Genomic DNA, 25,113 nt, shown 5'->3' with positions numbered 1-25,113 from the left:
TGGGCTGGCTCCTCGTGCTCTCCCCCGAGCCCATGACGGCCAGCAACCCCGAGCACGTGGCCTTCACCGCCCGCGTGCGCGAGCTGCTCGACCGGGCGGGCCTCATCGAACGCCCCGAGCCCCGGCCCGCCAGCGAGTGACTCCGGCGGAGCCTCCGCTCAGTCGAAGGGAATCACGGACAACTTCGCGCCCGCCGGAGCCTCCAGCAGCTCCTTGGCCTTCGCCGGCAGGTAGGCGTTCTTGTCGTCCAGCCGCGCCGTGGTGCGAACGGAACGGAAGCGGTTGCGCCCCGACTCGTGCTCGTAGGCCACGAGCACGTCGTCGCCCTCCATGTCGAAGTCCTGCTCGGCCAGCTTCAGGGAGCGGTAGCGGCGCACCAGGGTGATGTCCGACAGGTTGGCCTCGAAGTGCGGGCCCCCGTCGAACGGATCGATTCGCTCCACGTAGCGGAAGCCCACGCGCTCCAGCATCCGCTGCACGCCCTTGGTGTTGGGGCCCACCTCGCCGAGCACCTTCTGCACGCGCTCGGGGAAGAGCGACGCGTAGATGTCCGAGTTGGGGAACAGCTCCTTGATGAACTCCTTGTTCTGCCGGCTGAGGCGATCCGCCTCGTGGTAGGTGAGGCCGGTGAACTTCTTGCCGCACGCCTCCCACAGGAGGCTGCGCCCATCGGGCAGCAGCGGCGGCAGCAGCTCGGCGAGCACCTTGGGCCGGAAGAGCCGCTTGTGCATGGCCATGAAGAGGAATCGCACGTAGGACAGCTGCTTGCCGGGCTTGTCCGGCGTGGCGCGGTAGGGGGGGTCCACCACCAGGCCGCCGATCTCCGTGGGGCCCTCGTAGTTGTAGCCGATGGACAGCACCTTGTGCCGGAAGTGCCGGCCGATGGTGGCCGAGTAGTGCTCGCGCTCGGAGACGTCGTAGTAGGTGTGCGGCGCCTCGTAGGTGCCGTGCTGCGCGATGATCATCGACGTGCCGATGATGAGCTCGTTGCGCACGTCCTCCAGGACGAAGAGGTACTCGCGCTCGAAGGGATTCTTCACCTTGCCCGCGAAGCTCTTCACGGACTTGTCGATGATGGCCGCGAGCGTCTCCTCGTTGTTGGGCAGGTTGACGGTGTTGAGCACCGCGGCGAGCCGCTTCAGGCCGGGCAGGTCGGTCTTCTGGACATCGCGCAGGACGAGCATGGGAGCACCCGGATCACCCCTCGCATGGGGGACCGCAGAGGGGGGGCACCATACACCACCCGGGTACTCCGTCAGCCGCTCGTCTGTCCCCCCGCCTCGACGCGCCGCGTCGCATGGGCCGCCTGCCCGGCTGGCTGCCCGGTTCGCCCAAACCCATCCACCTCGGAAAAGGGCTGTTTCCGAGGGACAACCGCTTCCTTGTCCGCCCGCCAGGCTGTCAAGGTAAAAGAAATAACAGCCGCTTGAAATAAAGGAGGAACGTGGGAGCGTGGCGCTCGCCGTTGGGTGTCAAACATGAGAGAGGGCGCCTTGAGAGCACTGCTGGTTTCACTGCTCGCCATCCTGATGCCGGGGTTGGCGCGGGCCGACGTCGTGTGGCGGGGGGACTTCGAGACGGGCAACAGCTCCCAGTACACGCGCGCCCAGCAGGTGAGCGCGGCTCGGCTCCAGGTGGTGCAGTCGCCGGTGTTCCAGGGGCGTTACGCGCTCAAGGCCACGGTGATGCAGGGGGATGACCCCATCAACTCGAGCGGCAACCGCAACGAGCTCGTCTACCAGGGTGACGAGAAGGAGGGCTCGGAGTACTACTACCGCTGGCAGGTGCTGTTCCCGCTGGACTACCCGAGCGTGAAGACGTGGCAGCTCTTCACGCAGTGGCACCACACCGGGTGCTGCGGCTCGCCGCCGGTGGAGTTCTTCGTCTACGGCGAAGAGCTCCGGCTGACGCTCACGGACAGCGTGACGCCGTGGAAGACGGCGCTGGTGCGCGGGCAGTGGCAGGACTTCATCTTCCACGTGAAGTGGTCGCCGGATCCATCGGTGGGCTTCATCGAGCTGTGGCACAACGGCCAGCGCGTGCTGTCGCGGTACGCGCACGCGACGATGTACCCGGGCGATGGCATCTACCTGAAGCTGGGCCTGTACCGCAGCGACACCGTGCAGCCCGTGGGCGTCGTGTACCACGACGGTTTCGTGCAGGGGACGCGGCTGGAGGACGTGCTGCCGCCAGTGGCTCCGCCTACGCCGGACGCGGGCACGCCGGACGCGGGCACCACGCCGGAAGGGGAAACGCCGCCCATCGTGCCCAGCTCACCGGTGCCGGATACCGGTGCCACCCCGCCGACGTTCGAGGAGGCGCCCATGCACGTGGGTTGCTCGAGCGCGGGCGGGCCCCTGTGGGTGATGGCGCTGCTGGGACTCGGCGGCCTGCTGCATCGCGCCCGGCGGCGCTGAACAATTTCCCCTCTCCCGAGGGGAGAGGGAGAAGTAATCGGCGCTACCCGTGTCCGAAGGGCCGTCGTATGAGAGGCCACCCCGAGAGGAGACTCGAGATGAGCGACGCGCGTGAAGGGGCGGTGCCCCACCTGAGCCCCGAGGAGTTCCGGAAGCTGGGCCACCGGATGGTGGATTGGATCGCCGACTACTGGTCCCGGCTGGAGTCCTTCCCGGTGCGCTCGGCGGTGGCTCCGGGCGAGGTCATGGCGAAGCTCCCCGCGCACCCGCCCGAGGAGGGGCTGGGCGGAGACGCGGGCTGGGAGGCCATCTTCAAGGACCTCGAGGACGTGGTGCTGCCCGGGCTCACCCACTGGCAGTCTCCCTCCTTCTTCGCCTACTTCCCCGCCAACGCCTCGGGGCCGGCGGTGCTCGGCGAGCTGCTGTCCGCGGGCCTGGGGGTGCAGGGCATGCTCTGGTCCACCAGCCCCGCCGCCACCGAGATGGAGACGCGCGTGCTCGACTGGCTGGCCGAGCTGACCGGGCTGCCGGCCTCCTTCCGCTCGGACTCGGGCACGGGCGGTGGTGTCATCCAGGGCACCGCCAGCGAGGCCACCCTGGTGGCCATGGTCGCCGCGCGCGAGCGGGTGCGGCGCGAGCTCGGCCGGGACGCGGAGCTGGTGGCCTATACCTCCACGCAGGCGCACTCGTCCGTGCTCAAGGCGGCCATGCTGTGCGGTGTGGCGCGGAGCGTGTCGGACGACGTCCACCTGCGCCAGCTCGGCACGGACGGCGTGTACGCCCTGCGCCCCGAGGTGCTGGAGAAGGCCATCCGCGAGGACCTCGCCGCGGGCCGCCAGCCCTTCTTCGTGTGCGCGTCGCTGGGCACCACCTCCTCGGGCGCCATGGACCCGGTGCGCGCCATTGCCGGCGTGCTGGAGCGCACGGGCGTCACCGCGGCGGGCGGCTGGCTGCACGTGGACGCGGCGTGGGCGGGCTCGGCGCTCGTCTGCCCCGAGCACCGCGCCATGCTGGAGGGCCTGGAGTCCGTGGACTCCTTCGCCTTCAACCCGCACAAGTGGCTGCTCACCAACTTCGACTGCAACGCCTTCTACACGCGCGAGCGCAAGGCCCTGCTGGACGCGCTGAGCGTCATGCCCGAGTACCTGCGCAACGCGGCCACCGCGAGCGGCGCGGTCATCGACTACCGGGACTGGCAGGTGCCGCTCGGCCGCCGCTTCCGGGCGCTCAAGCTGTGGTTCGTGCTGCGCCACTACGGGGCCAAGGGGCTGCGGGCCTACATCCGCGAGCACGTGCGGCAGGCCGAGCGCTTCGCCTCCTGGGTGCAGGCGGACGAGCGCTTCGAGCTGGCCACGCCGCGCTCGCTGGCCCTGGTGTGCTTCCGGCTGCGGCCGGCGCCCGGCGAGGAGCCCGCGGCCACGGACGCGCGCAACCGCCAGTTGCTGGAGCGGCTCAACGCGAGCGGCAAGGCCTTCCTCACCCACACGGTGCTGCCCGGGGTGGACGGAGCGCCCGCGCGCTACGTGCTGCGCATGGCCATCGGCTCCGCGCGCACCGAGGAGCGCCACGTGCGCGCGGTGTGGGAGCAGCTCGCGGCGCTCGCGAAGGGCGCGTGACTACTGGTTGATGAGCGGCTGCAGCACGCCGAGCCGCTCGAAGTCCTGGCTCATGGCCGAGCGCACCGCGTCGAGGATGGCCTCGTCGGAGAAGTCTTTCACGAGGAGCATCCGGGGGGTGACGAAGGAGAGCGCCGTGCCGAGCTGGCGCCGCAGGTGCTCGAGCGTGAAGAGGGTGAGCCCGAAGCGCCGGCCGTCCTGGAGGCGGACCACGACGTCCAGGCTGTCACTCTGGGGAGAGGCGAGCTCGTCGGCGATCAACACGGAGGCGATGGGCCCGTGCTTCATATCGAGGGAGCGCATGGGGGAAGACTGTAGCCGCCCGCCGGGCAGGGGAGGGGGCCCGGGGGGAGGGCCGCCGTCCACCGGTGCACCATTCGGAGGGGATGCCCCGGCGGGGGAGACGGTATAGGTTCAGCCCACGGGAGGAACGCCTGAAGTCACCTCGCAGGCCCACGAAGGACGAGCTGCTCGCCGCGGTGGGGCGCCACATGCCGGACCTCCTCGCCCCCGGGCTGAAGGTCCTCTTCTGTGGCATCAACCCCAGCGTGTACTCGGCCGTGGTGGGCTACCACTTCGCGCGGCCGGGCAACCGCTTCTGGCCCGCGCTGCATGCCTCGGGCTTCACGGACCGGCTGCTGGCGCCCTCCGAGCAGGAGGCGCTGCTCGCGCTCGGCTACGGCATCACCAACGTGGTGGACCGGGCCACCGTGTCCGCGGACGTGCTGACGGCGGAGGAGCTCGCCGCGGGCGGGCGTCAGCTGGAGGCGAAGGTGCGGCGCTACCGTCCCCGGTGTCTGGCGGTGCTGGGAATCGGCGCCTGGCGCACGGCCTTCGGACACCCCAAGGCCTCGCTGGGGGCGCAGCCGAAGAGGCTGGGCGGCACGCGCGTCTGGGTGCTCCCCAACCCGAGCGGCCTGAATGCGCACTACCGGCCCCAGGACCTGGCCCGGCTGTTCCGCGAGCTGCGGCTGGCCGTGGAGCGCACCCGCACGTAGCTACGCGGCGCTGTTCAACCGTTTGGAGCGCTGCCGGGTGATGGCGGCGCGCGCCTGCGCCTCGGTCTCGACGAAGTCGGACTCCACGGGCCACTTCCCGGTGATGTAGAGGGCCACCATCATGCTCTTGGAGATGGCGCGCTGGACCATGTTGCCGCCCACGCCGACGATGCCCTTGAACCACTCCGCGCGGGCCTGCTGCATCATGTGAGCGCGGGCGTCCTTGTCCATGTCCGCCTCGCCGAAGTGGATGAGCGCGTGGAAGGGCGTCCGCGAGCCCACCTCCTGGAAGATCTCCATGGCGCGCCGGGCATCCTCGAGGCGCACGTCTCCGTCGTACTTCACCACCAGGACGTCCGGCGGCTCGAGCCAGATGCGATGCTTGCCGAACGACCACTCCTGCTTCTGTTCCGCCATGTGCGTGTCCCCCCGGCAGTGGTGGCGCATTGTAGCCGGAGATCGCGGCGGGGACACCCGGACTCGTCCATCGCGGCGCTGGAGCACCTGTGGTTGTACCCCGGAGCAGCGGCACGAAGCGGAGTCGCCCGGCCGGAGCGCCGAGGAGCGGGCGGGCGGCCCCTTGACGTAGGGGGGGCCGTGTTGGTTTTCAGGGGAAATGGCGTCGAAGAACAAGGTCGCGCTGGTGCTGAGCTACCAGTACCCGGGCAAGTACGCGCTCACCGTGCTGGCGGGGGCGGTGGAGGCGGACCCGGTGGGGCAGGACGTGGCCCTGCGCTTCCCGAGAGACAGGGAGTCGCTGCTGGCCGCGGTGCGCGAGTGTCACGATGCGGGCTACCGGGTGGTGGTGGCGTGGTCGTTCTACTCGGCGAGCTTCCCCGGGGCGGTGGAGGAGCTGGCGTGGCTGCGCGAGCGGCTGGAGGGCCGCGAGGTGCTGTGCATCGCGGGCGGGGTGCATGCCACGGCGGAGACGGAGCAGACGCTGCGGGGCGGGTTCGACCTGGTGGCGGTGGGCGAGGGGGAGCCCGTGCTGCTGGAGCTGCTCGGCCGGCTGGTGCGGGACGAGGACCCGAGGCAGACGCGGGGGATGTCGCGGCTGGTGGACGGGAAGGTGGTGTCGCAGGGGCGCGGGGAGGGCGTGGTGCTGGACACGTACCCGCCGTTCGCGGCGAGGCACGGGATGTTCGGGGCCATTGAAATTACCCGGGGCTGCATCTACGCGTGCCGGTTCTGCCAGACGCCATTCTTGAACAAGGCGCGGTTCCGGCATCGGAGCGTGGAGAACATCGCGCGGTGGACGCGGGTGCTGAGAGAGGCGGGGAAGCGGGACGTGCGCTTCATCACGCCGACGTCCATGTCGTACGGCACGTCGGACGAGACGATGAACCTGGAGGCGGTGGAGCGGCTGCTGGCGGCGGTGCACGAGGCGATGAGCCCCGGGGGGCGGGTGTTCTACGGGACGTTCCCCTCGGAGGTGAGGCCGGAGCACGTGACGCCGGAGTCACTGGCGCTGCTCAAGCGCTACGTGCACAACGACAACCTCATCATCGGAGGCCAGTCGGGGAGCGAGCGGATTCTGCAGGCGAGCCGCCGGGGGCACGACGTGGAGACGGTGGTGAGGGCGGCGAGCCTGGCGGTGGAGGCGGGCTTCGTGCCGAACGTGGACTTCATCCTCGGGCTGCCGGGGGAGGCGCCGGAGGACGTGCGGGCGACGCTGGCGCTGATTCGGCGGTTGTCGGAGCTGGGGGCGAAGGTGCACGGGCACACGTTCATGCCGCTGCCGGGAACGCCGTACCGCGATGCCCCACCGGGCTCGGTGGATGAGGAGACGCGCAAGGAGCTGGACCGGCTGGCGTCACAAGGCCGGCTGTACGGTCACTGGAAGCAGCAGGTGTCGCTGGCGAACGGAATCGCCGCGAGGCGCCAGCCGAGGCGGTGAGGTGACCCGCCCTGCTCCCTCTCCCCCTGGGAGAGGGCTGGGGTGAGGGTCTTCCCCTGGGACGCGGGAGGAGCCGGAGTGACCGGCCCCTCCCACGCGGATGCTGCGGACTACGGGTTGGGCACGCCGAACGAGGGGGTGTTCGCGACAACCCAATCGCTCTTCTGGCGCGTGTTCTCTCCGGCCTTCCGCTGCACCGACTTGCCGGTGGCGGAGGTTCCAGCACTGGCATAGTCCACGGAGACGCTCACGGCAGCGGTGTTGGTCGAGCACGGGTCCCCTCCGCAGTTGGCGGGGAACCAGAGTCCCTCACCCTGCAGGGTCTGCAGCTGACCCGGGAAGGCGCTCGGAGGAGACGTGCTGGTGGAGACCACGAACGGGACGGCATCCACGGTGATGTTCGCCGAGTCCCTCACCCGAAGCACGCGGTGCGAGAAGGTGAGGCCCGACGAGCCCCCGATGAAGTCCCAGGCCGTGTCGTAATAGGACGAGGCCTTGATTTGATCCTTCGCGGTCGTCTCCGAGACATCGCCTGCCGCCGGAGCGAAGTGCACCACGATGATGTCGCCCGTCTCCACCTGGACGTTGGGCATCGTGGCCACCGGAGTGGCGGTGCCGTCGACGGTCACGGTCATCTTGTTGACCGAGCCTCCCTCCAGCACGAGCAACTCGAGCAGGTCCTTGCCGCCCGAGATGTTGGGATTCACCTCGTTGATGAGGAGCCTGGCGGGCTTCACGTAGCCATCGAAGGTAGCGCTGTTGGCCGTCGCGCTGACGCTGCTGCCCAGGGTGTCCTTCACGCTGGAGGCCACTGTCACCTTGTAGGACGTACCCACCACCTGCGGGGTGGTGGTGAGCTGGACCTGACGGCCCGATACGGTGGCGGACGAGGCCACCAGACCATTGTCGAGGGTGAACTGGCTGCCGTCGGCGAGCACGCTGGCCGGATCGATACGCCGGTCGAAGTTCACGACGACGCTCGAGCTGCTGGTGGCCGCCGCGCTCGTCACCTTGGGGGCGGGGCACGACAGGAGGGTGAGGTCGCTGTTCGCCCAGGCGGAAGGCTGGGCTTGTGCGCTGAACCGCCACAGCGGCGCTCGGGTGCTGACGGAGCAGTCCTGCGCCACGTCGAGCGCATCTTGCACCGCGTTGGTCAGGCGCAGTCTGAGGTTGGTACTGACGGTGGAGTTGCCCAGGGTCACGAAGCTCGCCGAGACGTGGCCGGCGCTGGCCGTGCCGAAGGTGCTGGCCACGGTGCCGTTGACGGAGATGAGCTCGCTCTCGTAGGCGTCCAGATTGGCCACGAGGTCGACGTTGCTCACGTCGCTGACGAGGGACTCGACCTCCTCCCCGCTGGCGTGCACGGTGAAGGTGTCGAGCCTGGTGACCTGCACCAGCCCGTTGGCCGTCGCCTTCTCGGTGGCGCGGATGCGCACGCGGTCGCCCACCTTGGGCGCCGGGCTGAGCGTGGTGGGGTCCACCGCGACGAAGAGCGCCGGGCCGCTCTTCTCGGACTGGAGGAAGAAGCCCGCGGGATCGGAGCTGCCCGTGAGCGGCTTCGTATAGGTGACGAGCGCGTAGTCGATGAAGTCACTGATGGCGCCGTTCGCCCTGGCGCGGATGGTGGCGATCTGCGCCGAGACGTTGGCCGGAGTGGCGATGATGTACGTCTCGGTCCGCACGCTCTCCTCGTTGTTGGCCTTGTCCACGGAGAAGAACTTCAGCGTGGTGTTGGCGGTGAGGGAGAGGGGGCCGGTGTAGCGCGTGGAGCTCGTGGTCGGCGTGCTGCCGTTGAGCGTGTAGTACGTGTCCGCGCACCCGATGCCGCGGGCATCATCGGCGCAGGCCAGGGTGACGCTCTGCGCGGAGGTGTACAGCCCACCCGCCGGGGTGACGGTGGTGGTGGGCGCCGTCGTGTCGAGATCGAAGACATACGTCTCGGTCCGAGCCGTCTCCTCGTTGCCCGCCTTGTCCACGGAGAAGAACTTCAGCGTGGTGTCGGCCAGGAGGGTGAAGGGGCCGGTGTAGAGCGTCGAGCTGGTGGTGGGCGTGCTGCCGTCGAGCGTGTAGTACGTCCCCTCGCACCCGCTGGGGCCGGAGTCGGCGCAGGTCAGGGAGATGGTCTGCCGGGTGCGGTACGTGCCGCTCGTGGGCGAGGCCGTGGTGGTGGGCGCCTCCGCGTCGAAGGTGTACACCTCCGTCTGCACGGCGCTCTCGTTGCCGACCTTGTCCACCGCCACGAACTTGAGCGTGGTGTCGGCGGAGAGGGTGATGGGCGCGGTGTACTCGGTGGAGCCCGTGTCCGGCGTGCTGCCGTTGGTGGTGTAGTGGATGGCGCCGCACCCGCTGCCCCCGGTGTTGTCGGTGCAGGTGAGGGTGATGTCCCGCGCGGAGCGGTAGAAGCCGCCCGCGGGAGCCGCGGCGACGGTGGGCTTCACCGTGTCGATGACGTACGTCTCGGTCCGCACGGGCTCCTCGTTGCCGGCCGCGTCCACGGAGAAGAACTTGAGCGTGGTGTCGGCGGAGATGGAGAGCGCGGCGGAGTACGTGCTGGAGGTACGCGTGGGCGTGCTGCCATCCAGCGTGTAGTACGTGGCGGTGCAGCCGGTGCCCGTGCCGTCCTCGCACAACAGCGTGACGGACTGGTTCTCCTTGTAGGCGCGGCCCGAGGGGATGGCCGTCGTCGTGGGGGCCACCCCGTCGATCCGGTAGGTCTCGGTGCGGATGGGGCTCGAGTTGCCCAGCGAGTTCCTCGCGAAGAACTGGAGGGTGGTGGTGGCGGCATCCACGGTGATGGGCGCGGAGTACGTGGCCGAGCTCGTGCTCGGCGTGCTCCCATCGGTGGTGTAGTAGATGGCCTCGCAGGTGGCACTGCTGGCGCCTGGGTCGCAGTTCAGGGTGACGCTCTGCGGGCCGCGGAAGGAGCCGCCCGCGGGCGTCGCGGAGACCGCCGGAATCGCCGAGTTGATGGCGTAGTTCGCCGTCTGCACGAGCTCCGCGTTGCCGGCGTTGTCCACGGAGAAGAACTTCAGCGTGGTGCTGGTGGCGATGGCGAGGGCCGTGGTGTAGCGCGGCGAGCTCGCGGTGGGCTCGATGCCATCCAGGGTGTAGTAGGTGGCCGCGCAGCCGGTGCCCGTGCCGTCATTGCACGTGAGCTCGACGCTCTGCGCGCTGTAGTAGATGCTGCCCGGTGGGGTGGCCGTGGTGGTGGGCGCCACCGTGTCCACCACGAAGGACTGGCTCTGGACGCTCTCCGCGTTGCCCGACTTGTCCACGGAGAAGAACTTCAGCGGGGTGTTCTGGCTGATCACCACCGGCGCCGAGTAGCGCGTCGAGTTCGCGGAAGGCGCGGAGCCGTCGGTGGTGTAGTACGTGGCGTCGCAGCCACTGCCCGTGCCGTCCTCGCACAGCAGCGTCACGGAGACGTTCGTCTTGAAGGTTCCTCCGCTCGGCGTGGCCCGGGTCGACGGAGGCGCCGTATCCGGGGCAGGCGGGGGCGGGGGCGGTTTGGGGTCACACGCGCTCGCGAACTGGAGCGCGAGCAGAGCCAGGACGAGCCGGCTCGACCAGGAAGCGGTGGGGTGCATCAATACTCCGGTGTCGGGGATGAAAGCGGGCGAAGCCTTTCACTGGCCGACACCGCGTCGCAAGTTGCCGCCCGTGTGGTGCGTGACAAGCGGGCGAACTCCCGAAAATCCCGCTCGGTAATTCCCGCTGGGTCGGGAACTCGGGTTTCTGGTGCGCGCGTCCAGGGCGGCTACTGTGCGTGGCCGCGATGCGCTTCAAGTTCGTCCATGCCGCCGATCTGCACCTGGATACTCCCTTCCGCGGCGTGCCCGCGGACTCGGGACTGACGGGCACCTTCCAGCAGGCCACCTTCCGGGCCTTCTCGCGCATCGTGGACGTGTGCCTGCGCGAGCACGTGGCCTTCCTGGTGCTCGCGGGGGACCTCTTCGATGCGAAGGATCGCTCGGTGCGTGCGCGGCTGGCGCTGCGGCGCGAGCTGGAGCGGCTGCACCTGGCGGGCATCCAGAGCTTCATCGTCCACGGCAACCATGATCCGCTGAGCGGGGACACGGGAGCGCTCGGGCTGCCGGACTCGGTGAAGGTGTTCGGCGCGGACTGGGAAGAGGTGGAGGTGCGGCGCGAGGGGCGGGTGCTGTGCCGGGTGCAGGGCCTGTCCTATCCCGAGGCGGAGATGCGCGAGAACCTGTCGGCGCGCTTCCGCCGGACGGCGCCGGACTTCACGGTGGGGCTGCTGCACGCGAACCTGGGCGGAGTGGAGGGGCACGCCAACTACGCGCCCTGCACGGTGGAGGACCTGAGCGCAGGGGGCCTGGACTACTGGGCGCTGGGCCACGTGCACACGCGCGCCGAGTACCTGCTCGCGGGAGGCGCGGTGGCCGTGTACCCGGGCAACCCGCAGGGGCGGCACGTGAACGAGCCGGGCGAGCGCGGCTGCGTGCTGGTGGAGGTGGAGGAGGGGAGGACGCGGCGCCGCTTCGTTCCGGTGGACCGGGTGCGCTGGCATCGGCTGGAGGTGGGGCTCACGGGGCTCGGGTCGCTGGATGGGCTGCTGGCCGCGGTGACGGAGCAGGTGGACGCGAGCTGCCCGGACGAGCTGGAGGGCCACGCGGTGCGCCTCACGCTCACGGGCCGGGGGCCGCTGCACCGCGAGCTGTCGCGGCCGGAGGCGCTCGGACAGTTGGAGACGGAGTTGCGCGAGCAGCTCGCCCAGCGTCACCCGCCGGTGTTGCTGGAGTCCCTGCGCGACGCGAGCCGGCCCGAGCTGGACCTCGAGACGGTGCGCCTGTCGGGCGGGTTCTCCGGGACGCTGCTGGCGGAGGCCGAGGCGCTGGTGGCGGAGCCGGAGGCGTTGACGGCGTTGTGGGCGGAGGACGCGGAGCTGAGGGCGCTCGGGCAGCGCTTGCGGCGGCTGGGCGTGGACGCCCTGGAGAACCCGAGGCCGGAGCTGGTGGAGCAGGCGGGATGGCAGGTGGTGGAGCAGCTGCACGAGGAGGACGCGGCGTGAGCGGGGCCCTGCGCATCGACGTGCTGAAGGTGCACGGCTTCGGCCACTTCTCCGGGTACGAGCTGGAGCTGGGGCCGGGGCTCAACCTGCTGTACGGGCCGAACGAGGCGGGCAAGAGCACGCTGCTCGCGTTCATCCGCGGCATGTTGTTCGGCTTCGAGAAGCGGGGCCGCTCGGAGTCCCGGTACGAGCCGGAGGCGGGGCCCCATGGGGGCGAGCTGTGGATGCGCTCGGGGGCGGGCCCGCTGGTGGTGCGCCGCGTGGCGGACAGGAAGGGCAAGGCGGCGGTGACGGTGCTGAGCCCGGAGGGGCACGAGCTGCTCGCCTCGCGGCTGGACGAGGCGCTGGCGCACGTGTCGCGGGAGCTGTTCTGCGAGGTGTTCGCCTTCAGCCTGGACGAGCTCTCCAGCTTCGAGCAGCTGGTGGAGGAGGATGGCGTCTCGCGGGCGCTCTTCGCCGCCGGACTGCGGGGAGCGCGCCGGCTGCCGGAGGTGGAGAAGCACCTGGAGAAGCGCGCCGGTGAGCTCTTCAAGGTGAGCGGGAAGAACCCCGAGCTCAACCAGGTGCTGCGGCAGCTGGAGGAGGTGCGGGGGAAGCTGGACGGGCTGAAGGACAGGCCGGAGGAGTACTTCAATGAGCGCGAGCGCCTGGCGTCGCTGGGGCGGCAGCAGGAGGAGGCGGTGGCGCTCCAGGAGCAGATCTCCCGGGAGCTGGGGCGGCTGTCCCGGCTGGAGGCGGCGCTCGGAGACCTGGGGGAGCTGGCGAGGCTGAGGGCGGAGCTGGCCCTGCTGCCGGAGTTGTCGGCCTTCCCCCCGGGAGGAGAGGCGCGGCTGGAGGAGCTGCTCCTGCGGCGGACGGAGGCGCGGGCGCAGCAGGCCCGGGTGGAGGAGTTGTTGTCCACGGCGGGGGCCGAGCTGGCCCGGCTGTCGGCGGCCTCCGCGGTCCGGGAGCGCGAGGAGGCGCTGCGCCTGGCACTGGGAGCGTTCACCGCGAGGGCCGAGCCGTGGAGGGCGTTGCCGGGCCGCCGTGCGGCGCTGGAGTCGAGACGCCGAGAGGTGGAGCAGGCGCTGGGAGGACTGGGGCTGGAGGTGGACGCGGCGGGCCTGCTGGCGCTGGAGCTGGGGGCGGCGGCGCGAGGCACGCTGGAGTCCCTGGCGGACCGGTTGGCGAAGGCGGAGGCGGAGCGGCGCGAGGCGGAGGTGGCGCTCGGGCGGGCGCGCGTGGAGCGGGAGCGCATCGAGGCCTCCCTGGCGCGGCTGCAGGCGGAGCGCACGAAGCTCCCGGACGTGTCCGCGGCGGAGCTGCGCCAGCGGCAGGCGGCGCTGAGCCGCTCGAGGCTGCTGAAGGTGGAGCGCGAGCAGGTCGCGGTACAGCGGGCCGAGCTGCAACAGCGGCTCCAGGCCCTGCGCGCGCAGGCCGAGCCGGAGCCTGGAGCGGCCCCCGCGCCCTGGCTGGTGCTGATCGGCGCGGGCGTGGCGGTGGTGTGGGTGGGCGTGCTGGCGCTCCAGGGGGGCGCGAAGGAAGGCGCCATGGCCCTGCTGGGCGCGCTGCTGCTCATCGTGCCGTTGGTGCTCGGCTACATGCGCTCGGTGAGGAGCCACCGGGAGAACGTGGAGGCCCACGCCGCGCGCCAGCGGCAGCGTGCGCAGGAGCTGACGCGGCTGCAGTCGTCGCTGGACACCCTGTCGGGACGGTTGCTGGGGCTGGAGCGGGAGCTGGCGGCGGCCCTGAGCGAGGCGGGCGTGACCGCCGAGACCTCGACGGCGGGACTCGCGGGAGCGGAGGCGGCGCTGGCGGAGGCCCTGCGGCAGGCCGAGCGGGTGGAGCACCTCGGGCGCGAGCGTGAGGCGCGCGAGGCGGAGCGGGACGGGGTGGTGCGCGAGGCACAGGCGGCGGAGCTGGCGGGACGGCGGGCGGACGCGCGGGGGCGGACGCTCCGGGCGGAGCTGGCCGGGCTGTTGGAGGCGCGAGGCTTTCCCGTGGAGCTCTCTCCGCAGCGGGCGCTGGCGCTGTGGCGCGACGTGGCCGAGCAGCGGCAGCGGCTGGCGGACCTGGGCGCGGACGAGCGGGCCCTGGCCACGGACGAGGCGGCCTGTGACGCGGCCGTCTCGCGGCTGCTGGAGGAGGCTCGGGCGGCGGGGCTGCCCACGGGGCCGGTGGAGGCGGTGGCCGCCCGGGTGGCCTCGGCGCTGGAGGAGCTGAAGGCCCGGGACGCGGAGGCACGGACGCTGCGGGCCCGCGCGGACGAGTGGGCGGGGGACAGGGCGCGCTTCACCCGGCTCCGGGAGGCCGAGGAGCAGGCCCTGGCGGCGCTGCTGGCCCGGGGCGGCTGCACCACGGAGGAGACGTTCCGCCAGCGGGCGAGGCAGGCGGAGCACTTCGAGGCGCTCACCCGGCGCGTGCGCGAGCTGACCTGGCGCATCGAGGCGGCCACGGGGCTGGAGGAGCCCGCGGTGCGGGAGGCCATCCTGGCGGCGGGAGGCGAGGAGCAGCTGAAGGAGAAGCTGGGGCAGCTGCGGATGCAGGAGCCGGCCTGTGCCAGACAGCTCAAGCTGCTGCACACCGAGTACGGCTCGACGCGGAGCCAGCTCGAGCGCTGGGAGACGGACGAGGCGCTGGCGGCGTTGCGCATCCAGGAGGAACGGCTGAGGGCGCGGGCGGCGGAGCTGGCGGCGAGGTACGCGAGGGATCGGCTGGCGTTGGCGCTGCTGTCCCGGGCGAGGAGACGCTTCGAGGAGGAGCAGCAGCCTCGGGTCATCCAGCTGGCCTCGGAGCACTTCGCGGCGCTCACGGCGGGCCGGTACCGGCGGGTGTTCCTCCCGGCGGGAGGCAAGCGCGAGCTCCGGGTGAGCGATGCGCGGAGGGACTGGTGCGCGGAGCAGCTCTCGAGAGGAACGCGGGAGCAGCTCTACCTGGCGTTCCGGCTGGCGGTCATCCAGGACTTCGGGGAGACGCGGGGCGCGTTGCCGCTCATCGTGGACGACATCCTGGTGAACTTCGACCTGGAGCGGACGCGAGGAGCGCTGAAGCTGCTGTCCCGCCTGTCCGAGCACCACCAGGTCATCGCCTTCACCTGCCACCCGTGGATGCGCGAGTGCTTCGAGGCGGAGGGCGCGCGGGTGGTGGAGCTGGGGCCCTCAGGGGCGAGGCCGGACCCGCTCCGTACGCTTTCCCCGCTTTCTTCCGCCTTGCCTGGAAAACCAGTACTCCCTGTTTAACTGTTTTCCACTCCTGGTTATCATCGGGGCCTCCCATTCATGGCCTGGCGCCTGAGGAAAGTCCCATGCTGCGTGAACAGACTCGAGCCCCGTTCTCCGTCCTGCTGTGCGGTGTCCTGCTGGCCGCCTGTGGAGGTCCCCCCGAGGCCGGACAGGCCCTGGCTCCCGAGGCGCCGGAGGGCACCCTCGAGTCGGCGATGTGCGCGGGCTCGAGTGTCACCACGGTGACCATCGATGGGGCGAGCACCTACGAGGGCGTGCTGGCCGGAGGTGGGAGCTGGGCGGTGGCCTATCCGGCCAACGGGGTGCGGCTGGAGTACACGGTGGATGGTGTCCTGCAGAGCTCCGAGGAGCGCCTCGGGTCGTCCGGGGGCTGGTCCTTCAGCCTGTCGGGTGCCTCCTGCTACGCGCACAACCTGGTGGTGAAGGCCTACCCCATGGTCGTCGACAGCTCCGGCACCCGTACCACCTGCTGGACCAGCAGCTTCAAGTCGGTCTCCTACGCCGTCGCCGATGTCTGCAAGCGCGCCTGCGTGTGCACCGGCTGGGCGTGCGGCAATGGGTCCATCGGCGCCTACCAGGGCGACATCTTCACCAACATCTCGCTGAGCCAGGTCCAGCAGTACTTCCAGGCCAATGCGAATACCGGTTGGACGTGCGTGGTGCCCGCCGCCATCCGCGGCTCCGGCGGCCCGCTGGGCTGCTACTGCGCGGGCTACTGTGGCAATGGCGGCATCGGTGCCAATCCCAACTTCTTCGACCTGGGCCTGTCGCAGCAGACGGTGGATGCCTATTACGGCGGCGGCAAGGCCGGCAACCGCACGGGCTGGCTGTGCGGCAGCTGGCGCGGCAGCTTCTGACGCTTGGTGGAGTGTCTGGCGTGCATGCGGGTGGAACGCGCCCGCATGCCGGTGCCAGCGCTCCGCCGTATCCGCTGCATCCGCCGGGATGCAGCGGGCTGGGCCGGGTGGCTCCAGCGGGAGTCAGCCGTGAGCAGGTGGGAGGGGCTGTCCACGAGAGGACGTTCCAGGTGGCTTGCTTATTGCCTTGGCGTGGCGGCCTCACCCGTTGGTTGGAGCCTCCTGGATGCGCATGGAATCACCGGCCTTGCGCCGGTTCACGTTGTTGGGATGTCTGGCATGGGTGGCGTGCAGCCCGCGGCCCTCGCAGGAAGGGGAGGGAGCGCGGCCGAAGCAATGGCGGGCGGCCATCACCTCGGAGCAGGAGGTCGTGGCCAGCCTCCCCGAGGGAGCGCCGTTGCCCGAGCTGTCCCCCCCGGCGGGGGCTGGAGGGCCGGCCGTTCCGCCCTGGGAGCCCGCGCCGTTCCGGGGAGCCGGGTCCCCGGCCCTGGGCCTCTCTCCCATGGCCGCTCCCGCGGCCGCGGCCTCTCCCGGCGCCGTCGAGCTGTCGGCCAACGTCCTGCGCGGGACGGCTCGCCTCACCAATACCAATCCTGAAATCCTGGCGCTGCTGCGGAGCGACCCCTGGCGCCACGGCTTCGGCGCCAACGCCTACAGCTACGCTCCGGCGGGCTACTCGTCCACGGCGTACACCTTCGAGGACACGAGCCCGCTGGGCTTCTCCTTCGAGATGCTGGTGGAGGCCGGCGCGGGAGGCGAGGCGGGAGTCTCCTACGCCGTCAACGCCCACCGGGGGTGGATGATTGGCTTTCCCACCCAGTACGCGACGGTGAAGCCGCGCTCCCTCCAGCCGGAGCCCACGGAGGTGTCCCTGGAGGCCTGCACCGGCGTGGTCCAGTTCCAGTTCGGCACGGACGACACGTGCGAGGAGCGCTCGCCCATCTTCCAGGGCAGCTCCCTGCCCATCTCCGTGTACGAGTCCGGGCCCCAGCTGTACACGGGGTACGTCCCGGATGGCTCCAACTGGAAGGGCCATTTCTACTACTACGTCCAGGGGACGGATTCGCGCGGCGGCCCCATCACCCTGGTGGTCCGCAGGGCGCTGGAGTGGAGCGTGGGCTGTGACCAGGTGGCGCGCGTCTGCATTCCCGTGGAGCCCGCGGTGGCGGCGAGGGATGGGGACTTCACGGGGCCCTGGCAGATCTCCGGCGAGCCGACCCTCGGCTCCGAGGTCAACGCCAGCCACGCCACGTGGCCCCTCCACCGGAGGGCCGTCATTCCCCAGGACATGCCCGAGGCGGACCCGGGGGCGTGGTGGAAGCTGTCGCGGGCCAGTGAGGGCCTCTGGAACTTCTCCAGCTCGGCCTGGCTGCGCGGGGGGCGCGAGCTCACGTGGTTGAATGTGCCCGGCATCAACTCCCACCCCGTCGTCACGGATGCGGTCACGCCGTTGACGAAGGAGGTGGACGGGGAGCTTCGTCACGCGTACCTGATGCGGCCCTCCCACTTCTACGGCTCGGTGCGCCTGGCCAACCCCACCGCGGCGGAGCAGCCGGAGCGCTTCAACACCCTGCGGACGCTGCACTTCAACGCGGACTTCGACGCCAATGGAGATGGCTGGCCGGACAGCACCGGGTGGCATACCACCTACGTGACCGCCGTGAGCAGCGGGGGAGGGCGCTCCACCACCAGCTTCCCGGGCCATTTCGACCCCACCACCGGCGAGCTGGGTTCCACCTATGAGCAGGTGCTGGTGAGCCCCTTCGACGAGCCGCAGTGGTGGGCCCAGGAGGGGCTGGTGCTGTCCTTCTGGTCCGAGCGCAACCTGCACTTCCAGACGCGGCCGGGCCAGTATGATCCAGAGCGCTACCGCTATGGCCTGCAGGGCAACTCCCCTCGCCAGGGCAACGCCAGGCTCATGGCCCCCGAGCAGCGCCACCGGGTGGACCACGAGTATTGCTACAACGAGGTGTCGCTGTATTACGCGGCCAGCCTCGGGCGCCTCTTCAACCCCCGGGTGGACCTCTCGGGCGGCTTCGAGGGCGTGGACTGGAGGGGGCGCTCCGTGTCCTACGGCTCGGGAGGCTGGTTCTACGGCACCCCGGCCATCCTGGGCGGGGATTGGGTGACGGACGGGCGCGCCATGGCGCAGCCGGGGGGCACCGTCTCCCTCACCCTGCCGCAGGGCAGCTTCTCCCTCACGCCCAGCGCCACCCTGGTCGCGGACAGCGGGGCCATCAGCGTCGCCAACTTCCAGCCCGTCCAGCTCACGCTGGGGTGTGGCCAGGACGTGAAGATCGTCCCGCCCCTGGCGGTGACCCTCACCGCGCCTCCGGGCTGCGCCAGCGCGTCCACGCTCCCCGTCTCCGGCGTGGTGAGGAGCGGCCCGGCCGTGGTGGACCGCGTCTGGTACCAGCTCAACGGAGGACCCGAGGTCACCCTCTGCACGGACTGTGGAAGGGAGCCGTCCTTCTCCTTCACCGTCCCGCTCGAGGCCTGCGGCAACGACATCCAGGTCTTCGCCTTCACCGAGGGGATGGAGAAGCCCGCGGGCAGCTCGATTCAAATCGTCTGGGATGACCCGGCGGATGGGCCGAGCTGCGGCGGCTCCACCTGCGTCAACCGTCCGCCCCAGGCCCGCTGTACCGACATCACCGTGCGCACCGGGGAGTCCTGCGAGGGGTGCGGCTCGGTGGATGATGGCTCGTATGATCCGGACGAGGGAGACACGCTGTCGTGTGTGCAGACGCCGGACTGCCCCTACACCGTGGGCACCCAGCGCGTGCGGCTGACGTGCACCGACTCGCGGGGCCTGTCCTCCTGGTGCGAGGCCTCCGTCACCGTGAAGGACGAGGTGGCCCCGGTCATCACCTGCCCCGGGGAGGTGCCCGAGTTGGTGTGCAGGGAGGGCGGGGCGCCGGTGAGCTACGAGACGTCCGCCCAGGACAACTGCGGCGCCGTCACGACGACGTGCTACCCGGGCTCCGGAGCCACCTTCCCGCCCGGCACCACGCAGGCGCAGTGCACGGCCATCGACGCCTCCGGCAACCAGGCCCGCTGCTTCTTCCCCGTCACCGTGGTGGATGACGAGCCGCCCACCCTCGAGTGCCCGGCCTCCATCACCGCGGAGTGCAACGGGCGCGGGCTCGCCACGCTCCCCGAGCCGCCCCTGGTGGCCCAGGACTCCTGCCAGCCTCCCCTCATCGAGGGGCCCCGCTCCTTCCCGGTGGGCAGCACCACCGGGGTGACGTACACGGCGGCGGACACCGCGGGCCACCAGGTGTCCTGCACCACCACCGTGAAGGCGGTGGACACGCAGGCGCCCACCCTCACCCTCCAGGGCTCCTCCGTGCACGCGCTGGCCTGCGGGCAGCCCTTCGTCGAGCCGGGCTACGTGGCCAGGGATGCCTGCCATGGCAGCCTCACCTCGCAGGTGGCCGTCTCCGGAAGCGTGGACTCCTGGAGGCCGGGCACCTACTCCCTGTCCTACGAGGTGGAGGACCCCCTGGGCCACCGCGCCAGCGCCACCCGGCAGGTGCGGGTGAGCCCACGCGCGGTGGATGGACTCCAGGCCACCTGGACGGACGCGGGCCACCTCCTCCCGCACCGCCTGCTGCATACCGCCACCCGGCTGGCGGATGGGCGGGTGCTCGTCACCGGCGGCTTCGCCGCCTCGGCGGAGGTGTATGACCCGGCCACCCATGGGTGGAGCCAGACGGGAAGCCCGGCCACCACCCGCCGCTCCCACACCGCGACGCTCCTGGCGGACGGCCGGGTGCTGGTGACGGGGGGCGCGAGCGGCGCACCGGACACCTCGGCCGAGGTGTATGACCCGGCCACGGGGGCCTGGAGCGCCACCGGCTCCATGCGGGTGGCCCGGCGCGAGCACACCGCGACGTCGCTGGCGGACGGCCGGGTGCTGGTGGTGGGCGGAGGGAGCGCGCTGGCCGAGCTCTATGACCCGGCCCTGGGCACCTTCCAGGCCACCGGCAGCTTGTCCGTGGCACGCGTCCAGCACACCGCCACCCCGTTGCCCGGCGGGCGCGTCCTGGTGACGGGAGGACTCTCCCCCACTGGCGGGCCGCTGGCCTCGGCCGAGGTGTATGACGTGGCCACGGGCACCTGGAGCGCCGTGGGGACGATGACGGCGGCCCGCCGCCAGCACACCGCCCTGCTGCTGAAGGACGGGCGCGTGCTGCTGGCCGGTGGCGCTCGCGAGGCGGCGGCCAGCTCGGCCGAGCTGTACGACGTGGCCGCGGGCACCTTCTCCGCCACGGGGGCCATGGCCTCGCCCCGCCGCATGCATGGGGCCGCCGTGTTGCCCTCGGGTTTCGTCCTCGTCCTGGGCGGCTATGACGACCTGACGGGCATCCTCTCCACGGCCGAGCTGTACGAGCCGTGCGGCGGCACCTGGGTGTCCACGACGTCCATGCGCGTGAGCCGCTACCAGCCGGCCGTCGCGCAACTCGCGGATGGCCAGGTGCTCGTGCTGGGCGGCTTCAGCACGGGAGACCAGACCTCCGTGGAGCGCTACCACCTGCCGGTGCCGTAGCGCTTCCTGGCCCCTCCTCCCAGACCCACGCGGTGCGGTTTGGGAGGAGCCCGGCCGGGGCCACTCAGAACTGGTGGGCCTCGGTGGAGTCGTTCAGCGCCAGCGTGCTGGAGCAGCCGCCGGAGATGACCTCGGCGACCTTGTCGAAGTAGCCGGTGCCCACCTCGCGCTGGTGGCGCGTCGCGGTGTAGCCGTCCTTCTCGGAGGCGAACTCCTTCTGCTGCATCTCCGAGTAGGCCGCCATGCCGCGGTCCTTGTAGTTCCGGGCCAGCTCGTACATCGAGTAGTTGAGGGCGTGGAAGCCGGCGAGCGTGACGAACTGGAACCTGTAGCCCATGGCGCCCAGCTCGCGCTGGAACCTGGCGATGGTCTTCTCGTCCAGGTTCTTCCTCCAGTTGAAGGAGGGCGAGCAGTTGTAGGCCAGGAGCTTGTTGGGGAACTTCTTGTGGATGCCCTCGGCGAACTTCCTGGCCTGGTCGAGGTCCGGGGTGCTCGTCTCGCACCAGATGAGGTCCGCGTAGGGCGCGTAGGCCAGGCCGCGGGCGATGGCGCACTCCAGGCCGCCCTGGAGGCGGTAGAAGCCCTCGGCCGAGCGGCCCGCCTTGCGGTCGATGAAGGCGTGGTCGTACTCGTCCGCGTCGCTCATCAGCAGCTTGGCGCTGTCGGCGTCCGTGCGGGCCACCAGCAGGGTGGGCACGCCCATCACGTCCGCGGCCAGGCGCGCCGCCGTCAGCGTGCGGATGAAGTTGTGGGTGGGCACCAGCACCTTGCCGCCCATGTGGCCGCACTTCTTCTCGCTCGCGAGCTGGTCCTCGAAGTGCACGCCCGCGGCGCCCGCCTCAATCATCGACTTCATCAGCTCATAGGCGTTGAGCGGGCCGCCGAAGCCGGCCTCCGCGTCGGCCATGATGGGGGCGAACCAGTAGCGCTCGCGCTTGCCCTCGGCGCAGTCGATCTGATCCGCGCGGCGCAGGGCGGCGTTGATACGGCGCACCACGTTGGGGACGCTGTCCACCGGGTAGAGGCTCTGGTCCGGGTACATCTGCCCGGCGGTGTTGGCGTCGGCGGCGACCTGCCAGCCGGAGAGGTAGATGGCCTCGAGGCCCGCGCGCACCATCTGCACGGCCTGGTTGCCGGTGAGCGCGCCGAGCGCGTGCACATAGTCCTTGGTGTGGAGCAGCTCCCACAGCCGCTGGGAGCCCATCTCCGCCAGCGTGTAGCTGATGCGGATGGAGCCGCGCAGCTTCTCGACGTCCGCCTGCGAGTAGTTGCGGGTGATGCCCTCGAAGCGCTGAGCGTGGAGCTTGGCGTGGGGCGAGGCGTCATTCGTGGTCGTCACGGCGTCGTACATGGTCGGCTCCTCAGTCGATAGGTATGAACCAGTGTTGAGATGAGAAAGTGGTCTCGGGTCGTAGCGGCACGCTCGCTCAGCCGTGCGTCATCAGGGCCTCGTAGGCGGGCAGGGTGAGGAAGTCCTCGAAGCGGGGCGCGGTGGAGAGCTTCTCGAAGAGCTCGCGCGCCTCCTTCATGCGCTCGGCGCCGTAGCGCCCGGTGGCGCCCTCGGCCTCCACGTGCTTCATCTCCTCGGCGAGCACCTGGCGGAAGCGCTCCAGGGTGACGGGTTTGCCGTCGGCCAGGGGCATGCGGTGGTGGATCCACTGCCACACCTGGGCGCGGGAGATTTCAGCGGTGGCCGCGTCCTCCATGAGGTTGTAGAGCGGCACGCAGCCCAGGCCCCCGAGCCATGCGGCCAGGTACTGCACGCCCACGCGGATGTTGTGGCGCAGGCCCTCCTCGGTGCGCGAGCCCTCGGGCATGGCGATGAGGTCCGCCTCGGAGATGCGCACGTCCGGGCGCTTCCTGGCGATTTGATTGGGCCCGGGCATGTGCTGGTCGAAGATGGCGCGCGCCACCGGGACGAGGCCGGGGTGGGCCACCCAGGTGCCGTCGTGGCCGTCGCGCACCTCGCGCTCCTTGTCCGCGCGCACCTTGGCCATCACCGCCTCGTTGGCGGCCGGGTCTCCCTTGATGGGGATGAAGGCCGCCATGCCGCCCATGGCGTGCACGTTGCGGCGGTGGCACACCTGGATGAGGCGCAGCGAGTAGTTGTGCAGGAAGGCCTTGTCCATCGTCACCTGCCCGCGGTCGGGCAGGACGAACCTGGGGTCCGCCTGGAGCTTCTTGATGAAGCTGAAGATGTAGTCCCAGCGGCCGCAGTTGAGCCCCGCCGAGTGCTCGCGCAGCTCGTAGAGGATTTCATCCATCTCGAAGGCGGCGGGCAGCGTCTCGATGAGGACGGTGGCCTTGATGGAGCCGCGGGCGATGCCCAGCTCGCTCTGGGCCAGGTGGAACACGTCGTTCCACAGCCGGGCCTCCAGGTGGCTCTCCATCTTGGGCAGGTAGAAGTAGGGGCCGCTGCCCTTCTCCAGCAGGGCGCGCGCGTTGTGGAAGAAGTAGAGGCCGAAGTCGAAGAGCGAGGCGGACACGGGCTTGCCGTCCACCTCCAGGTGGCGCTCCAGCAGGTGCCAGCCGCGCGGGCGGGCCAGGAGCACGGCCGTCTTCTCGTGGAGCGCGTAGTGCTTGCCGTTCTCGGCGGTGTAGCTGATGGTGCCGCGCACCGCGTCGCGCAGGTTGAGCTGCCCGCGCACCACGTTGTCCCAGGTGGGGCTGTTGGCGTCCTCGAAGTCCGCCATGAAGACGTTGGCCCCCGAGTTGAGCGCGTTGATGATCATCTTCCGGTCCACCGGGCCGGTGATCTCCACGCGCCGGTCCAACAGGTCCGCGGGCAGGGGCGCCACCGTCCACTCCGATTCCCGGATGTCCTTCGTCTCGGGGAGGAAGTGGGGCCGCTCGCCCTGGTCATAGGCGGCCTGCACCGCCTTGCGCCGCTCCAGCAGGGCCTCGCGGCGGGCCCCGAAGGCGCGCGCCAGCTTCGCCACGAACTCCAGGGCCTCGGGCGTGAGGATGGGGGCATAATCCGGATGCCAGGCCCCCCGGAGGGCGACACCCTGTCCCACGGTCCCATGTCCTTCGGGACGTTGCGTGTGGGGGGAGGAGGGAACGGCCGCATCCATGCAAAGCTCCTTGACGGGGTGCGTTGTAAAAGGCGTAGACGGCCACCAATCTGTGTCCGCTTCGAGGAAGTGTGAAGCCCCCGTGGCTGAAAGTCGACAGATTTGTAAGGGTGTCAACACAGCCGGGATTAAATTTGTAAATTCACCGGCTTGAAAAACGGTGGGGAGCGGCCGGGCGCCCCGGTGCAATGGGGGCCGGGGTGGTGCGTAGGGAGGGAAGAGGCCGGAGCGGATGGGGCCTCCACGAGGAGCGGAGCCATCATGGAAGAGACGAAGCAGTGCGTGGCGTGCAGGATGGACATCCGGGCGGATGCCACGAAGTGCCCGCACTGCCGGGAGCGGCAGGCGACGGGCGAGCCGATGCACCGAGGGGGACACGGGAGGGTGGTGGCGGGGGTGTGTCTGGCGCTGGCGAGGCTGCTGGGCCTGGAGGTGGCGCTGGTGCGGGTGGCCTTCGTGCTGGCGCTGGTGATGACGGGCGGGGCCGCGCTGGGGTTCTACCTGCTGCTGTGGGCGCTCACGCCGCCGTCGGTGATGGGGAAGGCGCCGGTGCAGCGGGTGATGGGCTTCGTGGGGCGGGTGGGGGGCGCGCCGGTGGAGGAGCCGCGGATGGAGCGCCGCGTCTGAAGGCCTGGCGTTGGTAATTTTGTAAAAGCGAGGTGTCCCCCCTCTCCCGAGGTGCTCCCTCTCCCTCTGGGAGAGGGTTGGGGTGAGGGTCGGCGACAGGATGTCAGAGGTCAGGTGCATCCTGGCCGCATGAATCCGGAGAACGGTGGAGAGTGGGGAGGGCGGCTTGCGGCCGTCGAGGTGAAACTGCATCCTGTGGGTATGAGCGACGAGCGGTCGCGCCGGGATGCGCTGTATGCGGAGCTGGAGAAGCTTCCACCCAACCTCGTGGGTGAGATTGTCGGGGGCGAGCTGTACGCGAGCCCGCGGCCTGCTTCGCCGCATGCCTGGGCGGCTTCGCTGCTGGGCGGGGAGCTCTCGGGGCCGTTCATCCGGGGACGGGGTGGGCCCGGGGGCTGGGTCATCCTGGACGAGCCGGAGCTTCACCTGGGCGAGGACGTGCTGGTGCCCGACCTGGCGGGCTGGCGCCGGGAGCGGATGCCGGAGATGCCGGACACAACGGCCTTCACGCTGGCACCGGACTGGGCTTGTGAGGTGCTCTCTCCCTCCACGGCCAGGCTCGATCGATCTCGAAAGATGGCCGTGTATGCCCGCGAAGGCGTGAGGCACTTCTGGCTCGTGGATCCCCTGCTCCAGACGCTGGAGGTCCATCTTCTGGAGAACGGACGTTGGTCACTGCTGGGCACGCACGCTGGAGGGGTGACGGTGCACGTGGAGCCGTTCGAGGCGCTGGCCCTGGAGTTGGGTGCGCTCTGGGAGCGTTGACATGGCCAGACGAATTCCCGAGAAGCTGCCGGAGGGCAAGCAGCCACCACCCCGGCT

At 70.6% G+C, this 25,113-nt stretch carries 17 protein-coding genes; 11 read left to right on the top strand and 6 right to left on the bottom strand.

Annotation, left to right across the window (positions count from 1 at the left end; translation table 11 throughout):
• On the top strand, positions 1–140 hold a 140-nt coding region (locus VFZ09_RS44165), incomplete at its 5' end, for an Imm52 family immunity protein (protein ID WP_329728239.1).
• An 18-nt stretch (positions 141–158) separates the two neighbouring features.
• Here VFZ09_RS44165 and VFZ09_RS44160 read toward each other — a convergent pair.
• Entirely contained in the window at positions 159–1,184 is a 1,026-nt protein-coding gene (locus VFZ09_RS44160; protein ID WP_329733851.1) for an arginine N-succinyltransferase, read from the bottom strand.
• 309 nt (positions 1,185–1,493) lie between these two features.
• Between VFZ09_RS44160 and VFZ09_RS44155 the strand changes: the two genes are divergently transcribed.
• Together VFZ09_RS44155 and VFZ09_RS44150 are read left to right on the top strand one after the other, a co-directional pair.
• Positions 1,494–2,417, top strand: coding sequence for a polysaccharide lyase (locus VFZ09_RS44155; RefSeq protein ID WP_329733850.1), 924 nt, complete (start codon positions 1,494–1,496; stop codon positions 2,415–2,417).
• Between the two features lie 98 nt (positions 2,418–2,515).
• Complete coding sequence (locus VFZ09_RS44150) at positions 2,516–4,033, top strand: pyridoxal-dependent decarboxylase (RefSeq protein WP_329733849.1); 1,518 nt, start codon at positions 2,516–2,518, stop codon at positions 4,031–4,033.
• Here the strand turns inward: VFZ09_RS44150 and VFZ09_RS44145 are convergent, their stop codons facing one another.
• Positions 4,034–4,336, bottom strand: a complete 303-nt coding sequence (locus tag VFZ09_RS44145) for a hypothetical protein (RefSeq protein WP_329733848.1) — start codon at positions 4,334–4,336, stop codon at positions 4,034–4,036.
• A 188-nt stretch (positions 4,337–4,524) separates the two neighbouring features.
• On the opposite strand from VFZ09_RS44145, the gene mug reads away from it, so the two are divergent.
• Entirely contained in the window at positions 4,525–5,031 is a 507-nt protein-coding gene (gene mug, locus VFZ09_RS44140; protein WP_329733847.1) for a G/U mismatch-specific DNA glycosylase, read from the top strand.
• Here mug and VFZ09_RS44135 read toward each other — a convergent pair whose 3' ends face one another.
• Entirely contained in the window at positions 5,032–5,448 is a 417-nt protein-coding gene (locus tag VFZ09_RS44135; RefSeq protein WP_329733846.1) for a hypothetical protein, read from the bottom strand. It abuts the gene before it with no gap.
• Between the two features lie 199 nt (positions 5,449–5,647).
• Between VFZ09_RS44135 and VFZ09_RS44130 the strand changes: the two genes are divergently transcribed.
• On the top strand, positions 5,648–6,928 hold the full coding sequence (locus tag VFZ09_RS44130) for a TIGR04013 family B12-binding domain/radical SAM domain-containing protein (RefSeq protein ID WP_329733845.1): 1,281 nt from the start codon (positions 5,648–5,650) through the stop codon (positions 6,926–6,928).
• 110 nt (positions 6,929–7,038) lie between these two features.
• Here the strand turns inward: VFZ09_RS44130 and VFZ09_RS44125 are convergent, their stop codons facing one another.
• Entirely contained in the window at positions 7,039–10,515 is a 3,477-nt protein-coding gene (locus VFZ09_RS44125) for a chitobiase/beta-hexosaminidase C-terminal domain-containing protein (RefSeq protein ID WP_329733844.1), read from the bottom strand.
• 188 nt (positions 10,516–10,703) lie between these two features.
• Between VFZ09_RS44125 and VFZ09_RS44120 the strand changes: the two genes are divergently transcribed.
• The 4 genes from VFZ09_RS44120 to VFZ09_RS44105 all read left to right on the top strand — a co-directional run bounded on the left by VFZ09_RS44120 (position 10,704) and on the right by VFZ09_RS44105 (position 20,590).
• Entirely contained in the window at positions 10,704–11,960 is a 1,257-nt protein-coding gene (locus tag VFZ09_RS44120; RefSeq protein WP_329733843.1) for a DNA repair exonuclease, read from the top strand.
• Entirely contained in the window at positions 11,957–15,178 is a 3,222-nt protein-coding gene (locus VFZ09_RS44115; RefSeq protein ID WP_329733842.1) for an AAA family ATPase, read from the top strand. The genes VFZ09_RS44120 and VFZ09_RS44115 overlap by 4 nt, the downstream gene beginning before the upstream one ends.
• Before the next feature lie 65 nt (positions 15,179–15,243).
• Entirely contained in the window at positions 15,244–16,038 is a 795-nt protein-coding gene (locus VFZ09_RS44110) for a hypothetical protein (protein ID WP_329733841.1), read from the top strand.
• Between the two features lie 226 nt (positions 16,039–16,264).
• Positions 16,265–20,590, top strand: coding sequence for a kelch repeat-containing protein (locus VFZ09_RS44105; protein ID WP_329733840.1), 4,326 nt, complete (start codon positions 16,265–16,267; stop codon positions 20,588–20,590).
• 64 nt (positions 20,591–20,654) lie between these two features.
• Here VFZ09_RS44105 and aceA read toward each other — a convergent pair whose 3' ends face one another.
• The gene (aceA, locus tag VFZ09_RS44100; RefSeq protein ID WP_329733839.1) at positions 20,655–21,941 is read right to left on the bottom strand and encodes an isocitrate lyase; all 1,287 of its coding nucleotides are present in this window, start codon (positions 21,939–21,941) and stop codon (positions 20,655–20,657) included.
• Between the two features lie 76 nt (positions 21,942–22,017).
• Complete coding sequence (aceB, locus tag VFZ09_RS44095) at positions 22,018–23,664, bottom strand: malate synthase A (RefSeq protein ID WP_414640800.1); 1,647 nt, start codon at positions 23,662–23,664, stop codon at positions 22,018–22,020.
• A 261-nt stretch (positions 23,665–23,925) separates the two neighbouring features.
• Here aceB and VFZ09_RS44090 point away from each other — a divergent pair, with 261 nt between their 5' ends.
• Positions 23,926–24,291: a PspC domain-containing protein gene (locus VFZ09_RS44090; RefSeq protein ID WP_329733837.1), complete on the top strand. Its 366-nt coding sequence runs from the start codon at positions 23,926–23,928 to the stop codon at positions 24,289–24,291.
• Between the two features lie 201 nt (positions 24,292–24,492).
• Positions 24,493–25,056, top strand: coding sequence for a Uma2 family endonuclease (locus tag VFZ09_RS44085; protein ID WP_329733836.1), 564 nt, complete (start codon positions 24,493–24,495; stop codon positions 25,054–25,056).
• Positions 25,057–25,113 lie beyond the last annotated feature (57 nt).

The organism is Archangium sp. (assembly GCF_036277355.1).
Classification (GTDB): domain Bacteria; phylum Myxococcota; class Myxococcia; order Myxococcales; family Myxococcaceae; genus Archangium.
This window is presented reverse-complemented; position numbering and strand designations above follow the sequence as displayed.